We start from the raw sequence: 20,766 nt of genomic DNA on the forward strand, positions 1-20,766 counted from the left end.
TACTAACATGCCGCTCCTACGGAGCTTTGCGTTTGGTTGTGGGGAGACTCGAAAGCCGGTTACAGGATACAGGTAACTGGTTACTGGTCTGTTGAAAGCCGGTTACCGGTTGCCGGTCTGTTGGTGTGTAAATGGTTGAGGTTTCTTAGGGGGTGATGATGTGCAAGTGCCGCACAGTGGTAGAGCTGCAAACATTGAACATTAAACAAAAGAACATTAAACAATCAAGCCCCGTAGGGGCGGCATGTTAGTAGGGAAAAAAACAGACGGTTTGCAAAGAGCGCCGTAGGTGCGATATGTTAAGCAGGATGATGGATAATGGCAAGATGGATGATTACCAGGGCTCTGGTGCAAAAGGCTGCCTAACATGCCGCCTCTACGAGGCTTTACAAAATTGGCCGCGATTATCTTTTTGCTACTAACATGCTGCTCCTACGGAATTGTGGTACCCGAAAGGCCGTTGCCGGTTACCGGTTGCAGGTGGCCGGTTACAAGTTGCTGGTTGCCGGTCTGTTGATTTGTAAGCGGTTGAGTTTTTTAGGGAGGGTGATGTTCAAGTGCCGCATAGCGGCAGAGCCGCAAACATTGAACTTTAAACAAATTAACATTGAACAGTTGCCGGTTGCTGGTGTTGTTTACCCGGGTCTGAAAAGATGCCATGAAAAACCAGCCGTACAAGTGAGTGACACAACAGGCGATGCCATGAAACCCTGCAACCCGGACAATAAAAACTACTTCAGGCTGGCTACAGCCGCCTCATTTATTTTTACCGGGTATTTTTTGCGTAATGTTTCCACCCACTTTTCCTCCACAACCTGCTGGTAATCGTTTATTACCAGGCCGCGGGCATCATCAAAGCTGCGTGGGGCGCTGTTGGGGTGTACTTCTGTAATGTAAATAAACGACCAGCTATTGTCCTGCTCATTTTTTTCCGGCGTGCCGGCAAAGCCTTTTTCCAGGCGCAGGCTTTGATGGCCGGGTAATTGCTCTTTTTCGTAGCGGCTGCTGTCAGCATATACCTGTGTGCCGTAGCTTTCGGTAATGGCCTTCCAGTTAGCCGGGTTGGCTTTTATTTTAGCCGCCACTTCATCGGCCTGTTCTTTATTGGCAGCCGTAACAAACAGTGCCGATACGCCGGGTTGCCAGGTGTAAGAAGCAGCATGCGCCTGGTAATACTTGTGCAGTCCTGCGCTGTCTGCGGAAGCGTTGCTCCAAACCTGTTTATCCATAATGGCGAACAGCAGGTTGGCATCGTTAAATTCAGCTAATTGTTCTTTTACAGACGGGTTATAATCTTCTATGTGATTACGGTAATACTGGCTGCAACTGCTGCGTGTAAACTGGTTTAGCGCTTCCTTATAATTTTTGCCCAGCAGCAGACTGTTGGATGTTCGGGACGCTTGCACAAAGTCTGCCCAGTCTGTTAGCGTAACCGTCTGTTTGGCAAAAGAAAATAGTGCTGTGGCTGCGGTAATGCCTGCAACCTTTGTTACGGGCCGGTTATTAACAAGGCTATCGGTGTAAGCTAAAAAGGCTTTTTCGTTGTAGGCTGCGGGTTTGTAGCCTGTAGCGGTCATCCATTTGTCCAGCAGTTTTTCTTTGGCAATGTTCAGCCGGCCATCCTGGATAATTTTTTCCTGCAGGGCTGCTTTTGTCATAACATCTGCGGAGTCTTTGCCTACCGGTATTATATCCAGCAGTTTGATGATATGATACCCGTAGCTGGTTGTAAACGGTTTGCTGATATCCCCTGTAGCTTTCAGGCTAAAAACCTGTTGCTCAAAACCGGGACTGTATTGGCCGGTGCCCACCTCAGTCATGCCATTGTTATTGGTGGCGGCATCAAGGTTATTTTGCATGGCCAACTGCTCAAACGCTACGCCTTGCTGTGCAAGCTGGTAAAGGGAATCTGCTTTGTGTGCTACCTGGGCTTTTTCTGCTTCAGTAGCGCCGGCAGCCAGTGGTAGCAGGATTTGCCGGATGGTTCTTTTGCCTGCTGCCGGCCGGGCATCGTTTACTTTAAATATATGGTAACCAATAGCACTTTTATAAGGCGCCGAAAACTGGCCGGGTTTTAAACCATATACCACAGTCTCCATTTTGTATGGCAGGCTGAACACTGTGATGTAGCCAATTTCCCCATTGTTCTGTTGAATGGCAGGATCAGTTGAGTACGCACCGGCAGTTTCAACAAAGTCCTTCCCCGCTTTTAATGCCGCATAGGCTTTTTGTATGTTGGCATAAGCGGAAGCCGTATCGCTGTTAAGGGGCACTTCAATAAAAATCTGTGATATCAATAAGTCCTGCTGGCTTCTTTCAAAAGCTTCCAGCACCAGTTGGTTAATGTTGGCCTGCTCGTTAACCAGGTTTTCGGTTAGCTGTCGTTTAAAGTTCTCGCCTTCCAGCTTAAAATTATCATCATTTTGCAAGCCTGCGTCTTTGGCTGCCTGTACCTTCAGCTTGAACTTTATATACAAGTCCAGGTATTCTTTCATGGCTTTGCGGGGGTCGGGCTCCGTGGAAGGGTTTTTGTTAAACGCTTTCAGAAATTCCCCTTTGTCAACCGCATTGCTGCCGTACGTAAAAATAACCTGGCTAAAGCAGGTTGTACTAACTGCCAGTAGTAGGGATAAGGAAAAAAGGTACTTTATCATTTTTCTTATAAATGTTTATAAAGAAATGCAGGCGTGCAACGGTAAGCTTCTGTGCATTTTGAGCCTGCCTATTTTTTCGCACTCTGCTTTCGTTTAGCGTCCATCACTTCGTCAAATTGTTCTATAGACAGTTTTTTGGCGATGATGTGCTTTTTATCATCCAGCAGGTAAAAGGTAGGGGTTTGAAACACATCGTACAACTGCCGGAAGTTGGGCTGGCCTGTTGATTGTTCCTGCTGCTTTTGGGCTGCCGTTTGGTACACATGCGCCCAACCATCCAGGTGGTGTTCCTGTATAAATTTCTTCCAGGGGTCCAGCGCTTTTTCATCAATATTAACGCCATAGATTTTTACGCCCTGCGCTTTCCATTTGGCATCGTAGATGGAATCAATACGGGGTACCTGTTCCTTGCAATGGCCGCAATTAGGGTCCCAAAACACCACGAAGGTAAAAGGAGCAGTAAGTCCATACAGCGGCGTTTCTTTGCCTGTGGTATCCACCAGGTCCATAATGGCCGCCTGCTCGCCTATCTGGTTGGCCATAAGGCTGTAGGCCCGGTTAAAAATGTATTCTTTTTGTTTGGCGTTTAGCCAGGTTGTATCGCCCTTTGAAAAATAGTTGTTGAACAGAAAAACGAATACTTTATCCTGCCCCATTATTTCCGGGTTGATATACTTGTCTGTAAACTTGCCCAGCAGGTACTTGAACATGTCTTTGGCGGTACGGGCATACAGCAGCATGTAGTTTATTTCAGCGCTGATGGAGTCTGGCTCCGGCGATACATAGTACTTAAAATATTCATCTACTTTGGGATCGAAGAAGGGGGTACGCAACAGGCGGTCGTCATCAAAAGCCACATCATCCCAAAAATGTTCCTTTACATAACGGGCGGGGTAGGAAGAGTCAAGGCTGCCATCTGCCTTTTTGGGCATGGCAGGAAACTCCGGACGTTTCATGGTTTTAAAAAAGGCGGTAAGCATGGCATCGGGGTGCTGCTTTACAATGTTTTGCCGGTAATCTGTCAGTTCTTTATTGGCGGCCTGCAGTTCTGTTTGCAGCCGGGTGGAGTCTGCAGGGGTACCTGCCTGCTTTAGCTGTTGCTGCAACTGCTGCAACCTGGGCACTTTTTGAGAAAGGTATCGGGTATAATTCTGAAAAATGGTATTCTCCGGCGAGCCAGTAATGGTTAGGGCTTCGGGATTGGTAGTGTCTGCCTTAATGGAAAACTGTTGCTTATCGTCCATCAGAAACTCAAACAGCAGCGTATGCGATGGCGAAACCGCGAAATAAATGCCACCGGGCAGTTTCTGTTTGCCTTTTAGTACACCCGAGCTTTGCCCGTCAAGCATAACCGAATCCACCAGGTTTTTATACTTGCCGTAATAGCAACCAATATACAGTTTGGTATTTTTAAACGGGGCAATGGTAACGGGTATCTGGTAACCTGCGGCGGCAGGTTTTGCGGTATTGGATTTCTTTGGAGTTGCCTGGGTAAAAGCCGCTGACAAAATACAACAGTTAACAACCAGTAACAGTAATCGCTTCATGTATTGGCTTTATTGAGGCGTAAATTTATTTAAAAACACCGATGCGGCTGTTAACCGCTTGTAAATTAAACAGGCCGGTGCACACATTTTAAAATATGGGGCGTAAAAGTGGGTATTTTTTGGTGACCAGCAGTTGGAACACAGATGGGACATCGTTGCGTCGCACTACGTTTATCGTCCGGATTTTCATGGCATCTTTTCAGCCCGGGTAGCGAATATCGAACAAGGGACAAGGAGTGATGAATGCTGAAGCGGAATGTCACCCACTCACCATTCACCACTCACCACTCGCCACTCACCATTCCAGCTAATCTGCCCGGTGCCTGAAATGGTTGGCTGTTACACCCGCCAGTTTTTTGAAGAAATGCGCAAAGCTGGCCGGCTCTTCAAAACCCAGGCACCAGGCAATTTCGTTAATGTGCCAATCCGTATGCACCAACAATAATTTAGCTTCTTTCAGCAGCCTGGCTTTAATATGGTTGCTGGCTGTATGGCCGGTTACTTTTTTAACGGAAGCATTTAAATGGTTGCTGTGTACGGCCAGTTCATCGGCGAATTCAGATACAGATTTCAGTGCTACCTGTTCCGTTACATGCACCAGAGGAAATTGCCGTTCCAGCAAATCATTAAAACTTTGAACCAGACTTTGGGCCGCGTTATATTGTGCCGCCGTGGTTGTGGTATGGTTGCAAATGCGCCTGCCTTCCATCAGCAACAGTTTCAGGTAAAGTTTTATGGCATCATCTTTAAAGGGCCGGCAAGCCTGGCGTTCTTCCGCCATTTTTTCAAACAGGCCGGTTATCATTTTTAGCTGTGGCTTATTCAGTTGTACTACAGGGTTAATGCCATTTTTAAATAAAGGGTAACCGGATAGTTCCCTGGCGTCGGCATTGTTCTGCGCAAAAAATTGTTCTGTAAAAATGCAGTAATAGCCAACCATTTCCTGGCTGTCCGGTTTCCAGCCTTTTATCTCCGTAGGGTTAATGAATACCAGTGAGCCAGGGCCGGCTTTAAAGAAGCCATCGCCATAGCGAAAAGTACCGCTGCCTTTTAAAAACAGGGTGATTTTATAATAGTAACGCCTGCCTTGAGACAGGCTTTCGCGGCATGGGTACTTGCTATGTGAGTACACGCCAAAGAACGCGCCTGGCTGGTGGTTACCTACATCCGGCAATTTTTTGCCCGCATTAAATGCTTCCTGTAAAAAATGTAAATGGGGTTGTACCGCACTAACCTCAGCAACTTGCTTTTTCATAGCGGAAAGTTAGTAAATGCGCTGCTTATTGTTTTACCGGAAGGGTATTTGCCGGCCGTTATTTTTGTTGTTGTAATCTGGTTAGCGGATTTAGCCGCCACTGCAAACAGGGAGTTAATACCCGCTTAAAAGCCGCCCAATGAACCGAATGGTGAAGTGCTTGATTATGATTGGTTCTTTCACTGAAAGACCCAATCATAACAAAATCCTATTTGCAACAGGCGATGCTATGAAATACTGTCGCTGATACCATAAATCGTGAATAGGCTATGGTGAATTGAAAAACGGGTGTTAAACACATCGTACATCCCACACTTAACATCGTACATGATCATACTTCGCATTTGTTTAATGTAACTCGAACGCCACTACAGATTTTTTGAAAAACGTAGGTATGTAGGCAATTTTTTTATTGCGGTCGTAGTAAAGGTCGGCGGTATTTATTTTGTCGGCCTTGGTATTCAGCAGTTCCTGTACGCTGCCATTGCTGCCCACATAATACACAGCGCCAATCCAAGATGTAACAATAAACGACTGGTCATCTACCTGCTGCAAGCCATCAGTGCTGGGCTCCATGCCTTCGGCAATTTTGGTTAGCTGTTTTGTAGCTAAATCAGCTTTATATAAAATACCCTTGGCCAATATGTACAGGCTATTGCCCACGGCCAGCAGGCCATTGGGGTTTTCCATATTTTCAAAAAGCAATTGGGGCTGGTTGTTTTTAATGCTGTACACTTTGCCTGCACGGGAATCTGACACATATACGGTACCGCTGCCGTCAATAGTAATATCGTTAAGGAATACTGCTCCATCTATAGGTATTTTTTGCAGCACAGCGCCTTTTGCAATATCAATTAATGCTACCTCTGTTGAATTGGCAACATATAACAGGCCATTGTGTATGCCGGAACCTTTGGGCGCATTAAGGCCGGTTATCCATGCAGTATCAATTATTTTTCCATCTGTGCTTACTTTGGCTATGCCGCCTTTGCCACCACCACCATTTATCAGCGACGCATACAGGGTATTGTTTTTTACATCAAGTATTACTGATTCGGGAACGGCCAGCATAGAATCTGTTTCCCATATTTTTTGAAGAAAGTGCTGGGCTGTAACAGCATTGCAAAGAGAGAGCGACATGCAAACAACGAAGACGATTTTCATAAGCTTATGTTTAATATATGATGAAAGATAAGCAAAATGGCCTATGAAGAAAGATAAGCAGGGGGCACTAAGTAAAATAAGTGCAATACCCGGGCCGCAATAAAAAACGGCGCCCGTTAAAGGCGCCGCGGAATATATTGTACAATAGAAGTTAAACCAAGGCTATATCAAAGTTAACCAACTGAACAAACTCGTTAAGGCGGGTATCAATATCTTCTTTGGTTATTTCAACCAGCCGCTGTGTTCCGAATTTTTCCACACAAAAGCTTGCCATGGCAGAGCCTACAATAATGGCAGTTTTCATGTTATTGAAAGAAATATCTTTTGTTTTGGCAATATGGCCAATAAAACCGCCGGCGAATGTATCTCCGGCGCCGGTAGGGTCAAACACTTCTTCCAACGGCAGGGCAGGCGCAAAGAAAACTTCCTTATTATTAAAAAGTAAAGCGCCATGCTCGCCTTTTTTTATAATCAGGTATTTAGGCCCCATGGTCAACACTTTTTTCGCGGCCTTTACCAGTGAGAATTCGCCGGTTAGCTGTCTTGCCTCACTATCGTTAATCAGCAACACATCAATCATGGTAAGCACTTCTTTCAGTTCATCCAAAGCTATATCCATCCAAAAATTCATGGTGTCCAGCACAATCATTTTGGGCCTTGTTTTCAACTGCTTAATAACGCTTATCTGTACAGATGGGGCCAGGTTGCCCAGCATTAAAAATTCAGCGCCTTGGTAGCTTTCGGGTATAACCGGTTTAAAATCCCCCAGCACGTTCAGTTCGGTCACCAATGTATCGCGGGAGTTCATGTCCAGGTGATATTTGCCAGCCCAAAAGAAAGACTTCCTGTCGGGTACCTGTTCTACAGCATCAAGTCGCACGCCTCTTTGCTGCAGGCTGTCCAGCTCTTCCTGAGGAAAGTCATTACCTATTACAGATACCTGTTGTATGGGCTTTACAAAATTGCTGGCAGCGTAGGCTATGTAGGTGGCGGCGCCGCCAATAATCCTGCCTGATTTTCCAAAGGGGGTTTCAATTTCATCGAAGGCCATAGAGCCTACTACGATTAAAGACATAATAGTTGATTGATTTGTGAATAGGGGAGGGCTGCCGTAAACCGGTACACGGAAAAGTAAAGGCAGCCATCCTGTTACCGGGTTGCAAACCTATTGCATTTGCAGCATAAAAAGCGGCTTTTGTTGCGTGTTAAAGACCGGGTTTACACTCCGCTTGATTTTTTTTAGGAGGTGCCCCTCGTGCCTCGGGTCGGGCTTTTCGCTATTACTCCGGCACAAAAGCCCTGCTGCCATGGCCTCACCGGGGTAACCGCTTCAATCCCTCACCCAAAGTGCAACAGGCTGCTTCTTTATGTAACCTATTGCATTCTTACAGGAATATCCCGGCTTTCTAAAAGTCGTTGTAGGTATTAAACAGGTCTGTCCTTATCCCGAAGTTAAAAATCAGCTCATTTTGTTTAAGGCCGGTAGCTGTCCGGCTGCGGTAAGCTACATCGGCTTTAATGCTAAGCCTGTTTTTGGGGTTGATGAGGTAACCCACCGAAACCTGGCTGTAAAAGAATTTGTTTTTAACGCCCTGCATGGTTTTACTGCCAAATTCGGGTACGTTTTCTTCTCCTCCCCAAAGGTCTTCGCCATTATTGTATGCCTGGCCATCCGGCTTTTCGCCCCGTACAGCATACAGGTTTTCAAAGTAGCCATACCACCTGTTCTTCTCAAACTGGAAAATGGAGATAACTTCATTAAAATTAGCGCCAAAGGGGTTGGCCAGGTTTTGGTTGTAATGCGTATAGTTTAACTGTGGTTTGTCAAACCCGTGGCCGTAGGTGTACGGCCGTACACTGTTCCACTCAAACCGGTGAGAAAGGCCGTTAACATGAAAAATATTATTGTTCCATATACCCAGTTGCAGCGTGTACTTATTCTGAAAACTTTGTTTGCCTTCTTTTAAAGATTTGCCAAGGCTAATATCGTCAAGACCGGCCTGTGCATACAGGTAACCATTCTTTATTTTGTATTTACCGGTAAGGCCTATCATGGCATTGTCAGATGAACCAGTGGCAAACTCTACCGGCCGCAGGAAAATAACCGGTGACAGGTAATTGGGATCAAACCCTTTTTGATAGCCGCTATCCCTCGCAAGCCAAACAATATTATCGAATAAGCCAAGTTGCAATTTTTTGCCAATGTTTACACCCAGCAAATGCGTTACGCTGTATTTGCCCTGGTATTTTCCATCAATAATACGCCTCGTGTTTACATAGCGGTTGTATAATACATTGTAGGTAAACTTCCAGAAGTTGGCCTGGAAACGCAGGTAAGGAGAATTGAAAGCGTTATCGGATAACAAAAGGCTTCTATAGCCATCGCCGATAAACTGCTTGCCATAACCAGCCCCAATCAAAAAATGTTTGCTGGGCAGATAATTAACATAAAAATCCGCATTGGTGTAGGAATAACGGTTTTTATCATGTGCGTATACTTTGTTTTGCCCGGGCGCTACGCCGTTTTGTTCAACAAACTGCTGAATATATAAAGGAAATTCTGTCAGGCTTGAATAAAATGATGCGCCATAGCTAAGCTTGTCTTTTACTACACCTTGTATCCTTACTCCAAGTGTTCCCTGTAGTAAAATGCCATTCTTTTCATTAGACTTTCCTCCGGCTGCAACTATAAAAGGATCTATCACAAAAATGTGGTCAGGGCTTACCGCTTTCACAAAATTGTCGTTCAGTAACCTTTTGGCAACAGCATTCGGGTTCAATCCAAAAATGCTGTCGCTTAATTCAGTTTTATAACTGCCAATAGAGTTTTTCAGCTCCAGCCAATCCATAGCCCGGTAAGCGGTGAAAACTGAGGAGTCCGCATTCTGAATAAGAGTATTGATTCTTTTCTGCACGGCCTGAGATAAAGGTACCTGCTGCCCAATAGTAAGCTGTGCAGCGCAAATCAATAACAAAGCAGTAAATTGTATCTTCTTCATAAGCACATGCTAAAAATCATAAAAGAGGTTGCGGAAAGAGCTTCTTAAACCAATATAAAAAAACCTGTCTTTATAAGTGCGCAAACTATTCTTATCGTTTCTTAAGGTTAAACCCGCCTCAATACGCATATTGGTTTTATCATTCAGAATGTAAGCCGCTTTAAAATCACCAAAGAGTAAATCGCTCTTTACACCCTGCAGCATTTTTACATCGTCTTCTGCAGACCTTGTAGCTATATTCTTAAATATATCCCGTCCATAGTTGTGAAGCGATGTAGAATCATCTCCGTATTTTGAAACCAATAGTTCAAGCCTGAACCAGAAGCGTTTATAGCTGTAATCGGCTATAAAAATTCCTTCCCTGAAATTGGCCCCCAGCGGATGGGCCAATGGCTGATTAAGATGCGAGTAATTTGTGTTAACGGATGATGTGGCGTACATATATGGCCTGGCTGTATTGAATTCTGCCAACAGGTTAAGGCCAGGGGTTAACACATCCGTACTTCTTACGCCCAACTGCAGGCCGTACCTGCTCTTCCATGTACCGGAGCTTCCCAGGTTGTCGGCAACCGCCTGGGCGTAAATTGTAGTCCCTTTTACAACCCTGTAACTGGCATTTAAGCCTGCCATCATATTGTTTGATATGCCAGACGGTGATTTACTGCCATGCGCAAACATAATAGGGCTAAACATGCTGTAGTTTACATCTTTGCGGCGCATGGAATCCTGGTCCGGCCACATCACTGTCTCAAACAATGAAACAGTAAATTTTTTGTGGATATTCCAGTCGAGTAAGAAGGTTTGGCCCCATTTACGTTTGTAGCCTATCCGGTTGCGCTCAATAGTATCCCTTCCTCTTGGCACTTCACTCACGTATTGAGAAAACATCAGGGAGTAGCGCAATTTATTCCAGGTAGCACTAATACGCAGGTAGGGGTAGTTAAAAGCCCAGTCAGACAACATTAAAGAACGATATCCATCTCCTATAAAATTTTTACCGTAACCTAAATCAAAAAGGAAATGTTCATTGGGCATATAAACCAGCCTGGCGGTAGAATAATTGTAATCAATGCCTTGCGCATCCCCTACATTTTTATAAAGCGGCTGGCCTGGTACAGACCTGTTTCGCCTGATAATACTGTCCACATAAGCAGGAAACTTTCCCTGGTTTTCGTAAAATTCTGTTTCAAACCAGAGCTTCGTGCCTGCATTGCCAAATATGCGGTACCCTCTCGAATTCATCGAAGGGTTTTTGGAAGAGCGCTTACCATTGCTGGTTGGTATGGTTCTGTTGGATGAACCTATGTAGGTATCAGAAATAATGTCTCCATAAATATTAAAACCGGGCTTTTGCAGTATCAGCAAATGTTCGTGAAACAGTTTTCTTTTAGCCCATGAGCCTTCAAAATGCTGGGCAGCGGTATCAATGTAAAGAATAGGTTTCCAGGTAGTAAATACAATCGAATCCTGTTTGTACAACTGGTGGATGGTCCAGCTATTATAGGTATTAAGAGACAGGTTGGATTGGCCTTTTAGGTCATGCAATGTTAAGAGAAGGCATAGTAAGCTTAAGCCTGAAAGCAGTTGAAATTTCCGGTTAATTACCATAAGCAAATAAATATAGCTAAATAATTGAATGTGAGCCCTAAAATTACCCATATTCTCAAAAGCATGGGTCAGGGTTTTTCTGCAAACAGGTATAAAAACTAACCGCCACAATGGTAAAGTTAGTGGCGGCGAAACATTTCAGTAAGAAAAATTAAAATAATGGTGTCTTCGGGGCTAAACACTTAGTAAGCTTTTTCCTCTCCTTTGAAGATGTTGATAATAGTAAGGAAGATAATACGTATATCCAGCATCAGTGACCAATTCTCCACATACCAGATATCATGCTCAATCCTCTTTTGCATCAGGTGCGGCGCTTCCGTTTCTCCGCGGTAACCGTTAACCTGTGCCCATCCGGTAATGCCAGGCTTTACAAAGTGCCTGGCCATGTAGCTGGATATGGAATCCATATAAGTTTCGTTCAGCTTAATTGGGTGGGGGCGTGGCCCTGTAATGCTCATGTCTCCAAAAAGCACATTCAGGAATTGGGGAACTTCATCAAGGTTTGATTTGCGGAGAAATTTACCCACCCTTGTTACACGCGGATCGTTTTTCTGGGCCTGCTTAAATTCTGTGTCAGATTCTGTAACACGCATGGTACGGAATTTCCAGATGCCAAAAACCCTGTTGTTACGGCCGGCCCGGTTTTGACGGAAAAATACCGGCCCTTTGGAATCAAGCTTTATCAGCAACCCGATGATTGGGATAAGCCAGCTTAACAGGAGCAGGGTTACCACAAAGCTGAAAGCTATATCAAAAATTCTTTTTTTAATCCGGTTACCTATATCATCAAGAGGTTCTTTCCTGAGGGTAATAACAGGGAAATCTCCTACATAGTTTAAGTGGTATTGATCAAGTATAGTCTCGTCGGTGTTGGCAACAAATTTCAGCCTCACGCACCTTTGGTCTGCCACTTCTACCAGGCCTCTCATAGAGTCTTCATGGCCCGGCATAATAGTAGAATAAATTTCGTCAATTTGGTTTTTTACGGCATAATCAACACATTGTTCTATCTGGCCTTCTATCCTTCCATCTGAGTTAACTACATACCCGCCACTGTTTTCATCATCAAAAAAGCCATGAAAGGAATAGTCTCCACGTTTTTGCGAAAAAAATTCTGCCAGTTTTATACCGGTATCATTATAGCCAATAATGGTTATTCTCTTTTTAAGGCCAATGCTTTTAAGGAAGAAGTCAGAAACATAAGTTACAATAAAACGGCTTATTGTAAAAAAGAAGATAAGGATGCTTCCGGTAACGGCAAGGAATTTTAAATAGTGCTGCATTACAACATCGCCGGAAAAAGCAACAATAGATATGAATATTCCAAAATGAAGCAGGGAAGTTTTGATGGTTTGCCTGAAAATATTTTCCACTTTCTGAAGTGTTGAATAGCTGTAAAGCTTCATTAGGAAAGCGGAGAATAACCAGGTCGCATTAAAAATAAACAGGAAAATCAAGGGTTGGTTGCCGGACACAGTGTTACCGAGAAGTGGTAGAAACAGGTTGCTGATTAAAAATGCCATATTTACCATAAAGCAATCCCCAACCAGTAGTGTAAGCCTCAATAAATAAGCGTAACGAGGTCCCATAGTAGCATGATTTTTAGTCTTAGCAAGCTTCGTGCGCTTTTTCATTGGGATAGAAGAATAAAGGTAATAAAAAAATGTTAAAGCACAAATTCGAAAAAAATCTTATATATCGAATTCTGTGCCACAATTACCTTAAAAAAATCCGGTGAGATTTTTACGTTTAGGAAACAGGATATCAGAAACCCGCTAAAACGCAAACCTGGCGCAGCGTTTAACAAAGTTAACTAACTGCAAAAAAAATTAAAAGCCCATCTTGTATTATAGCGGTTAAATTTAGATTAATAAAAAATAAATATTTAGATGTTTGAACTTTTTACTATTACTGTAGGTTTTACAATCCAAAAACCCCTTTGTTTATAGCCTGCAACACATCTTTTTTAAACTTACCATCTACAAGTAAAGATATATTATGCCTGCTGCCACCATAACTTACCATACGTACCGGCACATCTTTAATTGAGTCAAATAATTTCTTTAAAACATCCTGTGTTTCAGCTATTTCGTTACCAACAATGGATACTATGGTTTGGTCAGTTTCAGCTTCAACGGTGCCAAAGGGTTCCAGTTCTTTTATAATAGCATCCAGGTGTGTATTACTATCTATGGTAACTGATACCGCCACTTCGGATGTAGTTATCATGTCAATGGGGGTGCGGTATTTTTCAAATACCTCAAACACCTTCCGCAGAAAACCATAAGCCAGCAGCATGCGGCTGCTTTTAATGTTAATGGCAATAATGCCATCTTTTGCGGCTACCGCCTTAACTCCTTTGCTATGGGCATCTTCCTCAATAGTGGTACCCTTGGCTTCAGGCTGCATGGTATTGAGCAGCTTAACCGGAACTTTTGTTTGCTGGGCCGGCCATATACAGGTTGGGTGCAGAATTTTAGCGCCAAAATAAGCCAGCTCGGCAGCTTCATCAAAGCTTAAAACTTCAATAGCATTGGTTTTGTCTACCACACGTGGATCGTTGTTATGCATGCCGTCAATATCGGTCCATATTTCGCAAATGGTAGCATTTATGGCTGCTGCCACCAGCGATGCAGTATAATCGCTGCCACCACGTTTTAGGTTATCCACCTCGCCACGGGAGTTGCGGCAAATATAGCCCTGGGTAACAAACAAGTTTATGCTGCTGTTTTGTTTCAATAGTTGGGTAAGCTTGGCGCTTATTACACTTAATTGAGGTTCTTCATTGACATCTATGCTCATAAAGTCCAGCGCAGGCAGCAATTTGTGGTTAACACCGGCTTCTTCAAGATAAACGCTGAACATTTTAGTGCTCATCAACTCACCTTGCGCCAGGATATCTTTGTTTAAAGCTTCACTGAAAGATATCTTAAGGATAATGTTCAAAAATTCAAAATGTTCTGTAACAACCGCGTTGGCTTTTTTACGGGCCTCTTCAGTTTTTACCAGGTCTAAGATAAAATTGCGGTAATGGGCTTCCAGTTCGTCAATTTTTTGTTTGGCTGCTTCGCGGTTATGGGCCGCAAGGCTGTCACTTATGGTTACAAGGGCGTTGGTAGTGCCGCTTAAAGCGCTCAAAACAACAATTTTAGGCTCATTATCTTTAGTAATCAACTGTGCCACCTGGTGCATACGCTCCGGCTTGCCAACGCTGGTGCCGCCAAACTTCATTACTTTCATAAAACCGCAATCCCCGGAAGGGATAATTTTAATGATGAAAAATTTTGAGGTGCAAATGTAAAATCTCTGGAAGAAACCAGCCGAAGATTTTTCAGGGTGGCTTTTAACCGCCGATACTGATTAAAGCCAAAGATGCCTGCAAACCTGTAAACCTGCTGCACAACGGTGAATAGAATTACAAGTCGTACAAGTGACACAAGGGACGATGCCATGAAAACTTAGTGCCGGTAACATAATTTGCCCATTAAAGAAAAACTGCGAAGCAGTTTTATACTTCGCAGTTTTTTTAGATACCAGCGACTGAATTTTATGGCATCGTCCCTTGCGTCGCAATCCGTTCATCTGCATATCAATGGGCGGCTTTTCAGCCCGGACAGGTAATGTTTCTGGCACCAAAGGTGGCAGAAACTTAGCCCTTGGCAGAAACTTACCTTAACAGCAACATTTCCCTGTATTTGGGCAGTGTCCAATCATCATCATCCACCAGGTGTTCCAGCTTATCTACATGGTAACGTATTTCATCAAAGAATGTGGCTTTAACCTGGCTTTCGTAGGCAATGGCCTTGGTGCGGGTATTGGTAATGTTGTTAACCACTTTTCTTGCTTCCACCATTGCTTCAACCCTGCTGTAAACAATTTGTACGTGCTCCGCTATCTGTGTAAGAATATCAAGCTGGGCCTTGTAATGTGTTTCCGGCAATCCAATTTCCTTTAGCGACTTTATGTTGGTTGCCAGTTTGTTCTGGTAATTTACCGCAGCGGGTATAATATGGTTAAGCGCCAGGTCGCCCATAATGCGGGCCTCTATCTGCACTTTTTTAATGTATTTCTCCAGTTCAATTTCATGCCTTGCTTCCAACTCTTCGTGGCTGTAAACACCATTGTTCTCAAACAGGGCTTTTGCCTTATCGGTTATCATTGCATCCAGGGCAAGCGGCGTAGTTGGCACATTGGCCAGGCCACGGCGGGCAGCTTCGTGGTGCCATTCTTCGCTATAGCCATCTCCCTCAAATAAGATTTTCTTGCTTTCAACAGTATATTTCTGAATGATATGCATGATGGCGATTTCTTTTTTGTCGCCTTTTTCTATCAGCACATCCACTTCTTTTTTAAAGTTCTTCAATGTTTCGGCCATGATGGTATTCAGCACAATCATGGCATTGGCGCAGTTGGCAGAAGAGCCTACAGCCCTGAATTCGAACTTGTTACCTGTAAATGCGAAAGGTGAAGTGCGGTTTCGGTCTGTATTATCCAGTAATAACTCAGGTATGCTGCGGTGAAGGTCTAACTTAAGAATGGCTTCATCCTGCTCGTCGAATTTCTCGCCCACCCTTGTTTCAATATCTTCCAGCACTTTAGAAAGGTATTGCCCGGCAAATACCGAAATAATCGCTGGCGGCGCTTCGTTGGCGCCCAGGCGGTAATCGTTATCGGCAGAAGCGATAGAGGCCCTTAAAACATCCGCATAATCGTGTACCGCTTTGATGCTGTTTACAAAAAATGTAAGGAACATCAGGTTGGTTTTGGGCGTTTTACCCGGGGCCAGCAGGTTAACGCCGGTATCTGTGGCCAGGCTCCAGTTATTATGCTTACCATTACCATTGATGCCGGCAAAAGGTTTTTCGTGCAGCAAGACTTTTAATTTGTGACGTTTGGCCACACGTGTCATAATATCCATCATCAGGATGTTATGATCAACCGCAATATTCACTTCTTCAAATATAGGGGCTGCTTCAAACTGTGCAGGGGCAACCTCGTTGTGGCGGGTACGCAGTGGTATGCCCAGCCTGTAAGATTCCTGCTCAAAATCGCGCATAAAAGCATACACCCTTTCAGGTATGGAGCCAAAATAATGATCTTCCAGTTGCTGGCCTTTGGCAGGTGCTGCGCCAAATACGGTGCGGCCCGATTGTATAAGGTCTGGCCTTGCATTGGCCAGGCCTTCGTCAATTACAAAATATTCCTGCTCCCAGCCCAGTGTGGGGGTAACTTTTGTTACGTTTTTATCAAAATAATTGGCCACATCCACTGCTGATTTATTGATGGCTTCCAGCGCTTTCAACAGGGGGGCTTTGTAATCCAGCGATTCGCCGGTGTAAGAAACAAATATGGTAGGTATGCACAGTGTTTTACCGCTGCCTATTTCTATAATGAATGCCGGGGAAGAAGGATCCCAGGCGGTATAACCACGGGCTTCAAATGTTGCACGTATGCCGCCACTAGGGAAAGAAGAAGCATCCGGCTCCTGCTGTATTAAGGCGCCGCCGTCAAATTCTTCTATGGGCGTGCCATCGCTTTTAAGCGTAAAGAAAGAATCATGTTTTTCAGCGGTTGAACCTGTTAATGGCTGAAACCAGTGTGTAAAGTGGGTAACGCCTTTGCTTTCTGCCCAGGCACGTATACCGTTGGCTATTTGGCTGGCTACGCTGCGATCAATTTTTTTTCCGCCCTTAATACTGGTTACCAGGCTTTTATAGGCTTCGTCACTTAAAAACTTGCGGGCAGTGGCCAGCATAAAGACGTTTTCACCAAAAATGGCCGTTATTTTAGCAGGGCCCTCCACTCTTACTTCATCAGCTTGTTTTGTAAAATTGCTGATAGCCTGGAACCGTAATGACATAGCAGAATAAATTTTAGTAATACAAATATAGGCGCTATAAAGCAAGATAACCGGCAGGCTTTATAAGCGGGGATAGTGATTTCTGCAGAAGAGTACGGAAGTTTTCCACAAAAAGAATGGTTGCAGAAAATATGTAGAAATATTTAATGAGGCTGCGGGACGATATAAATAAGCAAACCCCCGCAAAAAAGCGGAGGCTTGCTGTTAAGTTTTAATGTACAGGCTATATAATTATATAGCGGATTTAACTGTTTTGATGATACGTGCAGCCACTTTATAAGGGTCAGCGGCAGAATTGGGGCGACGATCTTCCAGGTAGCCTTTCCAGCCTTTGGCAGGAACAATAACCGGGATGCGGATAGAAGCGCCGCGGTCTGATACGCCATAGCTAAAGTCGTGAATGCTGGCAGTTTCGTGCTTGCCTGTTAAACGCAGGTGGTTATCTGCACCGTACACTTCAATATGCTCTTTAACAACAGGGCGGAAAGCTTCGCAGATTTTGTCGAAGATTTCTTTGCTGCCTGCAGTTCTTAAAGTTGTATTAGAGAAGTTAGCGTGCATGCCCGAGCCATTCCAGTCGAGGGCGCCCAGGGGTTTGCAATGCCAGTTAACTGATACACCGTATTTTTCGCCAATTCTTTCCAGCAGGTAGCGTGCAATCCAAATTTGGTCGCCGGCTTCTTTTGCGCCTTTGCTGAAAATCTGGAATTCCCATTGGCCGGCTGCTACTTCAGCATTAATGCCTTCTACGTTTAAACCAGCTTCAATTATTACGTCCAGGTGTTCTTCTACTATCTGGCGGCCAAAAGCGTTTTGAGCGCCTACGGAGCAGTAGTAAGGGCCCTGAGGACCGGGATAACCACCGGCGGGGAAGCCCAACGGTTTGTTGGTTTCTGTATCCCACAGGAAGTATTCCTGCTCAAAACCAAACCAGAAATCGTTGTCATCATCTTCAATGGTGGCACGGCCATTGGAAACGTGGGGGGTGCCATCAGCGTTTAATACTTCACACATTACCAGGTAACCATCTTTACGCTGAGGATCTTTTACAATGTAAACAGGCTTCAGCAAACAGTCTGATGAACCACCCGGGGCTTGCTCGGTTGAGGAACCGTCGAAAGACCACATGGATAAATCTTCCAGTTTACCGCTAAAATCCTTTTCAATTTTTGTTTTGCTGCGAAGGCTTTGTGTTGGTTTGTAGCCATCAAGCCAGATGTACTCAAGTTTTGCTATTGACATGTTTTAAGGTTTATAATGCTCAATTTAAATGTTTACGATTTTTAGAGAAAAATCACAAGATATTGGTCGGATGCATCGTGAAAATGCTAAATTATTGAATATTCTCATATAATCACAGATGATTTTTTGAAAAATATATTTATTTGAAAAATTTATATATGAAAAGTTGATTTGGTGAATTTTTACCGGCGTACGGCAGGGTTACAAAGCCGGCCAAAGAACAATCGTTACAAACAAGGTTAAAACATGAAAGGGGTATCCAGCGGAAGTTTTACAGCCACCCTGCATAAAAACAGCGTGTTACACATTCGGGTGAGGGATTGAAGCGGATACCCCGGTGAGGCCATCGCAGCGCAGCTTTGTGCCGGAGTATGAGCGGAAAGCCCGACCCCTTGCGATAGCTTGGGGGCACCCCCTAATAACCTATGGTCATTAACTTTACTTTACATCAAAATCAACTACAACCCTGCCTGTTGCCGGATGACTTTGGCAGCTAAGTATAAACCCCTGTTCTACTTCTTCAGGTTCCAGCCCATAATTTACATCCATGTTTACCTGCCCTCCTTTTAGCCGGGCCTTACAGGTGGTGCACACGCCATTCTTGCAACTAAAAGGCAAATCAAGGCCATGGTGTAAGGCCGCATCTAAAATGCTCTCGCCGTCATAGTCAAGCTCAAACTCCATATTTGCGCCCTCGTATTTTATACTGATAAGGCTCTTATCTCTGCTGTCGGCGGCTGCCTTATGCTTTTGTACAGCTTTTACGCTATCATCAATGGTAAAAAGTTCAAAGTGTATCTTGTTGGGTTCCACATTATGGCCAAGCAAAAAATCTTTAATGCAAAAAATCATGTCCTGCGGGCCGCAGATAAAGTATTCATCCGCCTGCAGTTTAACCAACCCTCCAAACAACACCTGGCATTTTGCAGCATCAATACGCCCGGTGTTAAGGGCGGCATCTGTAATTTCCCGGCTGAGAACATGTATTACCCTAAACCTGCTGATGTACCTGTTTTTAAGGGCTTCTATCTCCTCCCTGAAAATGATGCTGTGCCGGTTACGGTTGCCATATACCAGGGTTACATGGCTTAATGGCTCAATATGCAGTATGGCTTTTATAATGGATATAACGGGTGTAATGCCGCTGCCCGCCGCTACAAATACATAGCTCTTGTTATTCGAGATGTTTAAAGGCGCCACAAAGTTGCCGTTGGGCGGCATTGCCTCAACCATGTCACCCAGCTTAAGCTGGCTGTGCAGGTAGCTGGAAAAAACACCCCCCTCTACCTTTTTTACCGCTATGCGCCACTCTTTTTGATGCGGCGCACTGCAGAGCGAGTATGATCGGCGAACCTGCTGCCCGTTTATGGTTTTGAGCAAAGTAATATACTGGCCGGGCTGGTAGGCAAACTTTGCATGCAGGATTTCCGGAACAGCAAATGCTATAGATATACAATCCGCTGTTTCCCTACGGATATCCTTAACCGGTATGGAGTAAAAAAGAGATGACATATCAGATGGCTAAATGCCGCATAAACCTGGGGCCTAAAAAAGCTGTTTGTTACGCAAACCGTCCACCAGTATGGTAACCATGTTGGCTTCCAGTTCTTCGGCGCTTATCTTATGCTGGCTCCTGTGCCAGGAGTCTATACCGCCCACCGCATGCAGTATAATAATTACAGCCGTTGGCGCATCAATTTTTTGAATTTCGCCGGCATGCACACCTTCTTCAATAATAGCTGCAAAACGTTTGCGGTAACTGCGGCGCTGGTTATGGTAATTGGAAAGATAGGGCTCGCTAAGGTGCTTCCACTCACGGTCGCTAACGGTAACTTCTTCATGGTTCTCCAGCATTTCGCGAATGTGAAACCTTAACAGGGTTTCTATTTTAGCAATAGCCGGTTTGCCGGAAAGTTCAACATCGTTCATGTGCTCCATATAGCGGGTAGCAACATTAAAACAAATGTCGTGCAGCAGCTCTGTTTTAGAACGTATATGATTATAAAGGCTGGCTGCCTCCACCCCAACTTTTTCAGCCAGGTCCCGCATGCTTGCAGCTTTATATCCTTTCTCTCTAAAGAGTTGCGCAGCAGCTTTGGTAATAACATCTTTGCGGGTACTGTCTTTGTCAATTTGAATGCGTGCCATGTAACAAAAATAATCTTAACAATGAACTTTTACTGCGGACGGTTAAAAATAGGGAATAATATGCTTGAAGGCAGGCAGAAGTTTTTTATAGCCTTTAAACGGTAATTATCGCAGGCGAAACATGTTTTTAAACCAGTGAATTGCAAGTACCGTAATGTGCCTGGGGGTTTGATGAATAAGTATTTTATGGGGTGCCCCCAAGCTGCGCAAGGGGTCGGGCTTTCCGCTGCAACTCCGGCACATAAGCCCGCACACAAAACCTTCACCGGGGTTTTCGCTGCAATCCCTC

At 44.4% G+C, this 20,766-nt stretch carries 13 protein-coding genes; all 13 read right to left on the reverse strand.

The annotated features are described in order from the left end of the window. Window positions 1-731 precede the first annotated feature (731 nt). Complete coding sequence (locus F0364_RS23830; RefSeq protein ID WP_153800333.1) at window positions 732-2,654, reverse strand: peptidylprolyl isomerase; 1,923 nt, start codon at window positions 2,652-2,654, stop codon at window positions 732-734. Window positions 2,655-2,722: 68 nt separating this feature from the next. Then, window positions 2,723-4,201, reverse strand: coding sequence for a TlpA family protein disulfide reductase (locus tag F0364_RS23835; RefSeq protein ID WP_153800334.1), 1,479 nt, complete (start codon window positions 4,199-4,201; stop codon window positions 2,723-2,725). 307 nt (window positions 4,202-4,508) lie between these two features. Continuing rightward, window positions 4,509-5,456 carry an AraC family transcriptional regulator gene (locus F0364_RS23840; RefSeq protein ID WP_153800335.1) on the reverse strand — a complete coding sequence of 316 codons (948 nt, stop codon included), beginning with the start codon at window positions 5,454-5,456 and terminating at the stop codon, window positions 4,509-4,511. A 348-nt stretch (window positions 5,457-5,804) separates the two neighbouring features. Beyond that, complete coding sequence (locus F0364_RS23845; protein ID WP_153800336.1) at window positions 5,805-6,620, reverse strand: SMP-30/gluconolactonase/LRE family protein; 816 nt, start codon at window positions 6,618-6,620, stop codon at window positions 5,805-5,807. Window positions 6,621-6,771: 151 nt separating this feature from the next. Beyond that, window positions 6,772-7,695, reverse strand: a complete 924-nt coding sequence (locus F0364_RS23850; RefSeq protein WP_153800337.1) for a PfkB family carbohydrate kinase — start codon at window positions 7,693-7,695, stop codon at window positions 6,772-6,774. 331 nt (window positions 7,696-8,026) lie between these two features. Continuing rightward, complete coding sequence (locus F0364_RS23855; RefSeq protein ID WP_153800338.1) at window positions 8,027-9,619, reverse strand: hypothetical protein; 1,593 nt, start codon at window positions 9,617-9,619, stop codon at window positions 8,027-8,029. A 9-nt stretch (window positions 9,620-9,628) separates the two neighbouring features. Then, on the reverse strand, window positions 9,629-11,164 hold the full coding sequence (locus F0364_RS23860; RefSeq protein ID WP_153800339.1) for a hypothetical protein: 1,536 nt from the start codon (window positions 11,162-11,164) through the stop codon (window positions 9,629-9,631). 245 nt (window positions 11,165-11,409) lie between these two features. Further along, window positions 11,410-12,816 (reverse strand): undecaprenyl-phosphate glucose phosphotransferase, encoded by a 1,407-nt coding sequence (locus tag F0364_RS23865; protein ID WP_207632854.1) that lies wholly within the window; start codon window positions 12,814-12,816, stop codon window positions 11,410-11,412. A gap of 331 nt (window positions 12,817-13,147) precedes the next feature. Further along, the gene (locus tag F0364_RS23870; protein WP_153800341.1) at window positions 13,148-14,467 is read right to left on the reverse strand and encodes an aspartate kinase; all 1,320 of its coding nucleotides are present in this window, start codon (window positions 14,465-14,467) and stop codon (window positions 13,148-13,150) included. Between the two features lie 427 nt (window positions 14,468-14,894). Next, entirely contained in the window at window positions 14,895-17,087 is a 2,193-nt protein-coding gene (locus F0364_RS23875) for a glutamine synthetase III family protein (protein ID WP_153800342.1), read from the reverse strand. A gap of 231 nt (window positions 17,088-17,318) precedes the next feature. Beyond that, entirely contained in the window at window positions 17,319-18,329 is a 1,011-nt protein-coding gene (locus F0364_RS23880; RefSeq protein ID WP_153800343.1) for a glutamine synthetase beta-grasp domain-containing protein, read from the reverse strand. Between the two features lie 438 nt (window positions 18,330-18,767). Then, complete coding sequence (locus F0364_RS23885) at window positions 18,768-19,841, reverse strand: 2Fe-2S iron-sulfur cluster-binding protein (RefSeq protein ID WP_153800344.1); 1,074 nt, start codon at window positions 19,839-19,841, stop codon at window positions 18,768-18,770. Window positions 19,842-19,874: 33 nt separating this feature from the next. After that, window positions 19,875-20,477 carry a TetR/AcrR family transcriptional regulator gene (locus tag F0364_RS23890; protein ID WP_153800345.1) on the reverse strand — a complete coding sequence of 201 codons (603 nt, stop codon included), beginning with the start codon at window positions 20,475-20,477 and terminating at the stop codon, window positions 19,875-19,877. Between the last annotated feature and the right edge of the window lie 289 nt (window positions 20,478-20,766).

The organism is Foetidibacter luteolus, from assembly GCF_009650435.1.
GTDB lineage: Bacteria > Bacteroidota > Bacteroidia > Chitinophagales > Chitinophagaceae > Foetidibacter > Foetidibacter luteolus.

Excerpts from the sequence above, each read along its gene's own strand:
- F0364_RS23830 (WP_153800333.1), bottom strand. The coding sequence starts at position 2,654 with ATGATAAAGTACCTTTTTTCCTTATCCCTACTACTGGCAGTTAGTACA.
- F0364_RS23870 (WP_153800341.1), bottom strand. The coding sequence starts at position 14,467 with ATGAAAGTAATGAAGTTTGGCGGCACCAGCGTTGGCAAGCCGGAGCGT.
- F0364_RS23890 (WP_153800345.1), bottom strand. The coding sequence starts at position 20,477 with ATGGCACGCATTCAAATTGACAAAGACAGTACCCGCAAAGATGTTATT.
- F0364_RS23875 (WP_153800342.1), bottom strand. The coding sequence starts at position 17,087 with ATGTCATTACGGTTCCAGGCTATCAGCAATTTTACAAAACAAGCTGAT.
- F0364_RS23885 (WP_153800344.1), bottom strand. The coding sequence starts at position 19,841 with ATGTCATCTCTTTTTTACTCCATACCGGTTAAGGATATCCGTAGGGAA.
- F0364_RS23865 (WP_207632854.1), bottom strand. The coding sequence starts at position 12,816 with ATGGGACCTCGTTACGCTTATTTATTGAGGCTTACACTACTGGTTGGG.
- F0364_RS23845 (WP_153800336.1), bottom strand. The coding sequence starts at position 6,620 with ATGAAAATCGTCTTCGTTGTTTGCATGTCGCTCTCTCTTTGCAATGCT.
- F0364_RS23850 (WP_153800337.1), bottom strand. The coding sequence starts at position 7,695 with ATGTCTTTAATCGTAGTAGGCTCTATGGCCTTCGATGAAATTGAAACC.
- F0364_RS23840 (WP_153800335.1), bottom strand. The coding sequence starts at position 5,456 with ATGAAAAAGCAAGTTGCTGAGGTTAGTGCGGTACAACCCCATTTACAT.
- F0364_RS23835 (WP_153800334.1), bottom strand. The coding sequence starts at position 4,201 with ATGAAGCGATTACTGTTACTGGTTGTTAACTGTTGTATTTTGTCAGCG.
- F0364_RS23855 (WP_153800338.1), bottom strand. The coding sequence starts at position 9,619 with ATGAAGAAGATACAATTTACTGCTTTGTTATTGATTTGCGCTGCACAG.
- F0364_RS23880 (WP_153800343.1), bottom strand. The coding sequence starts at position 18,329 with ATGTCAATAGCAAAACTTGAGTACATCTGGCTTGATGGCTACAAACCA.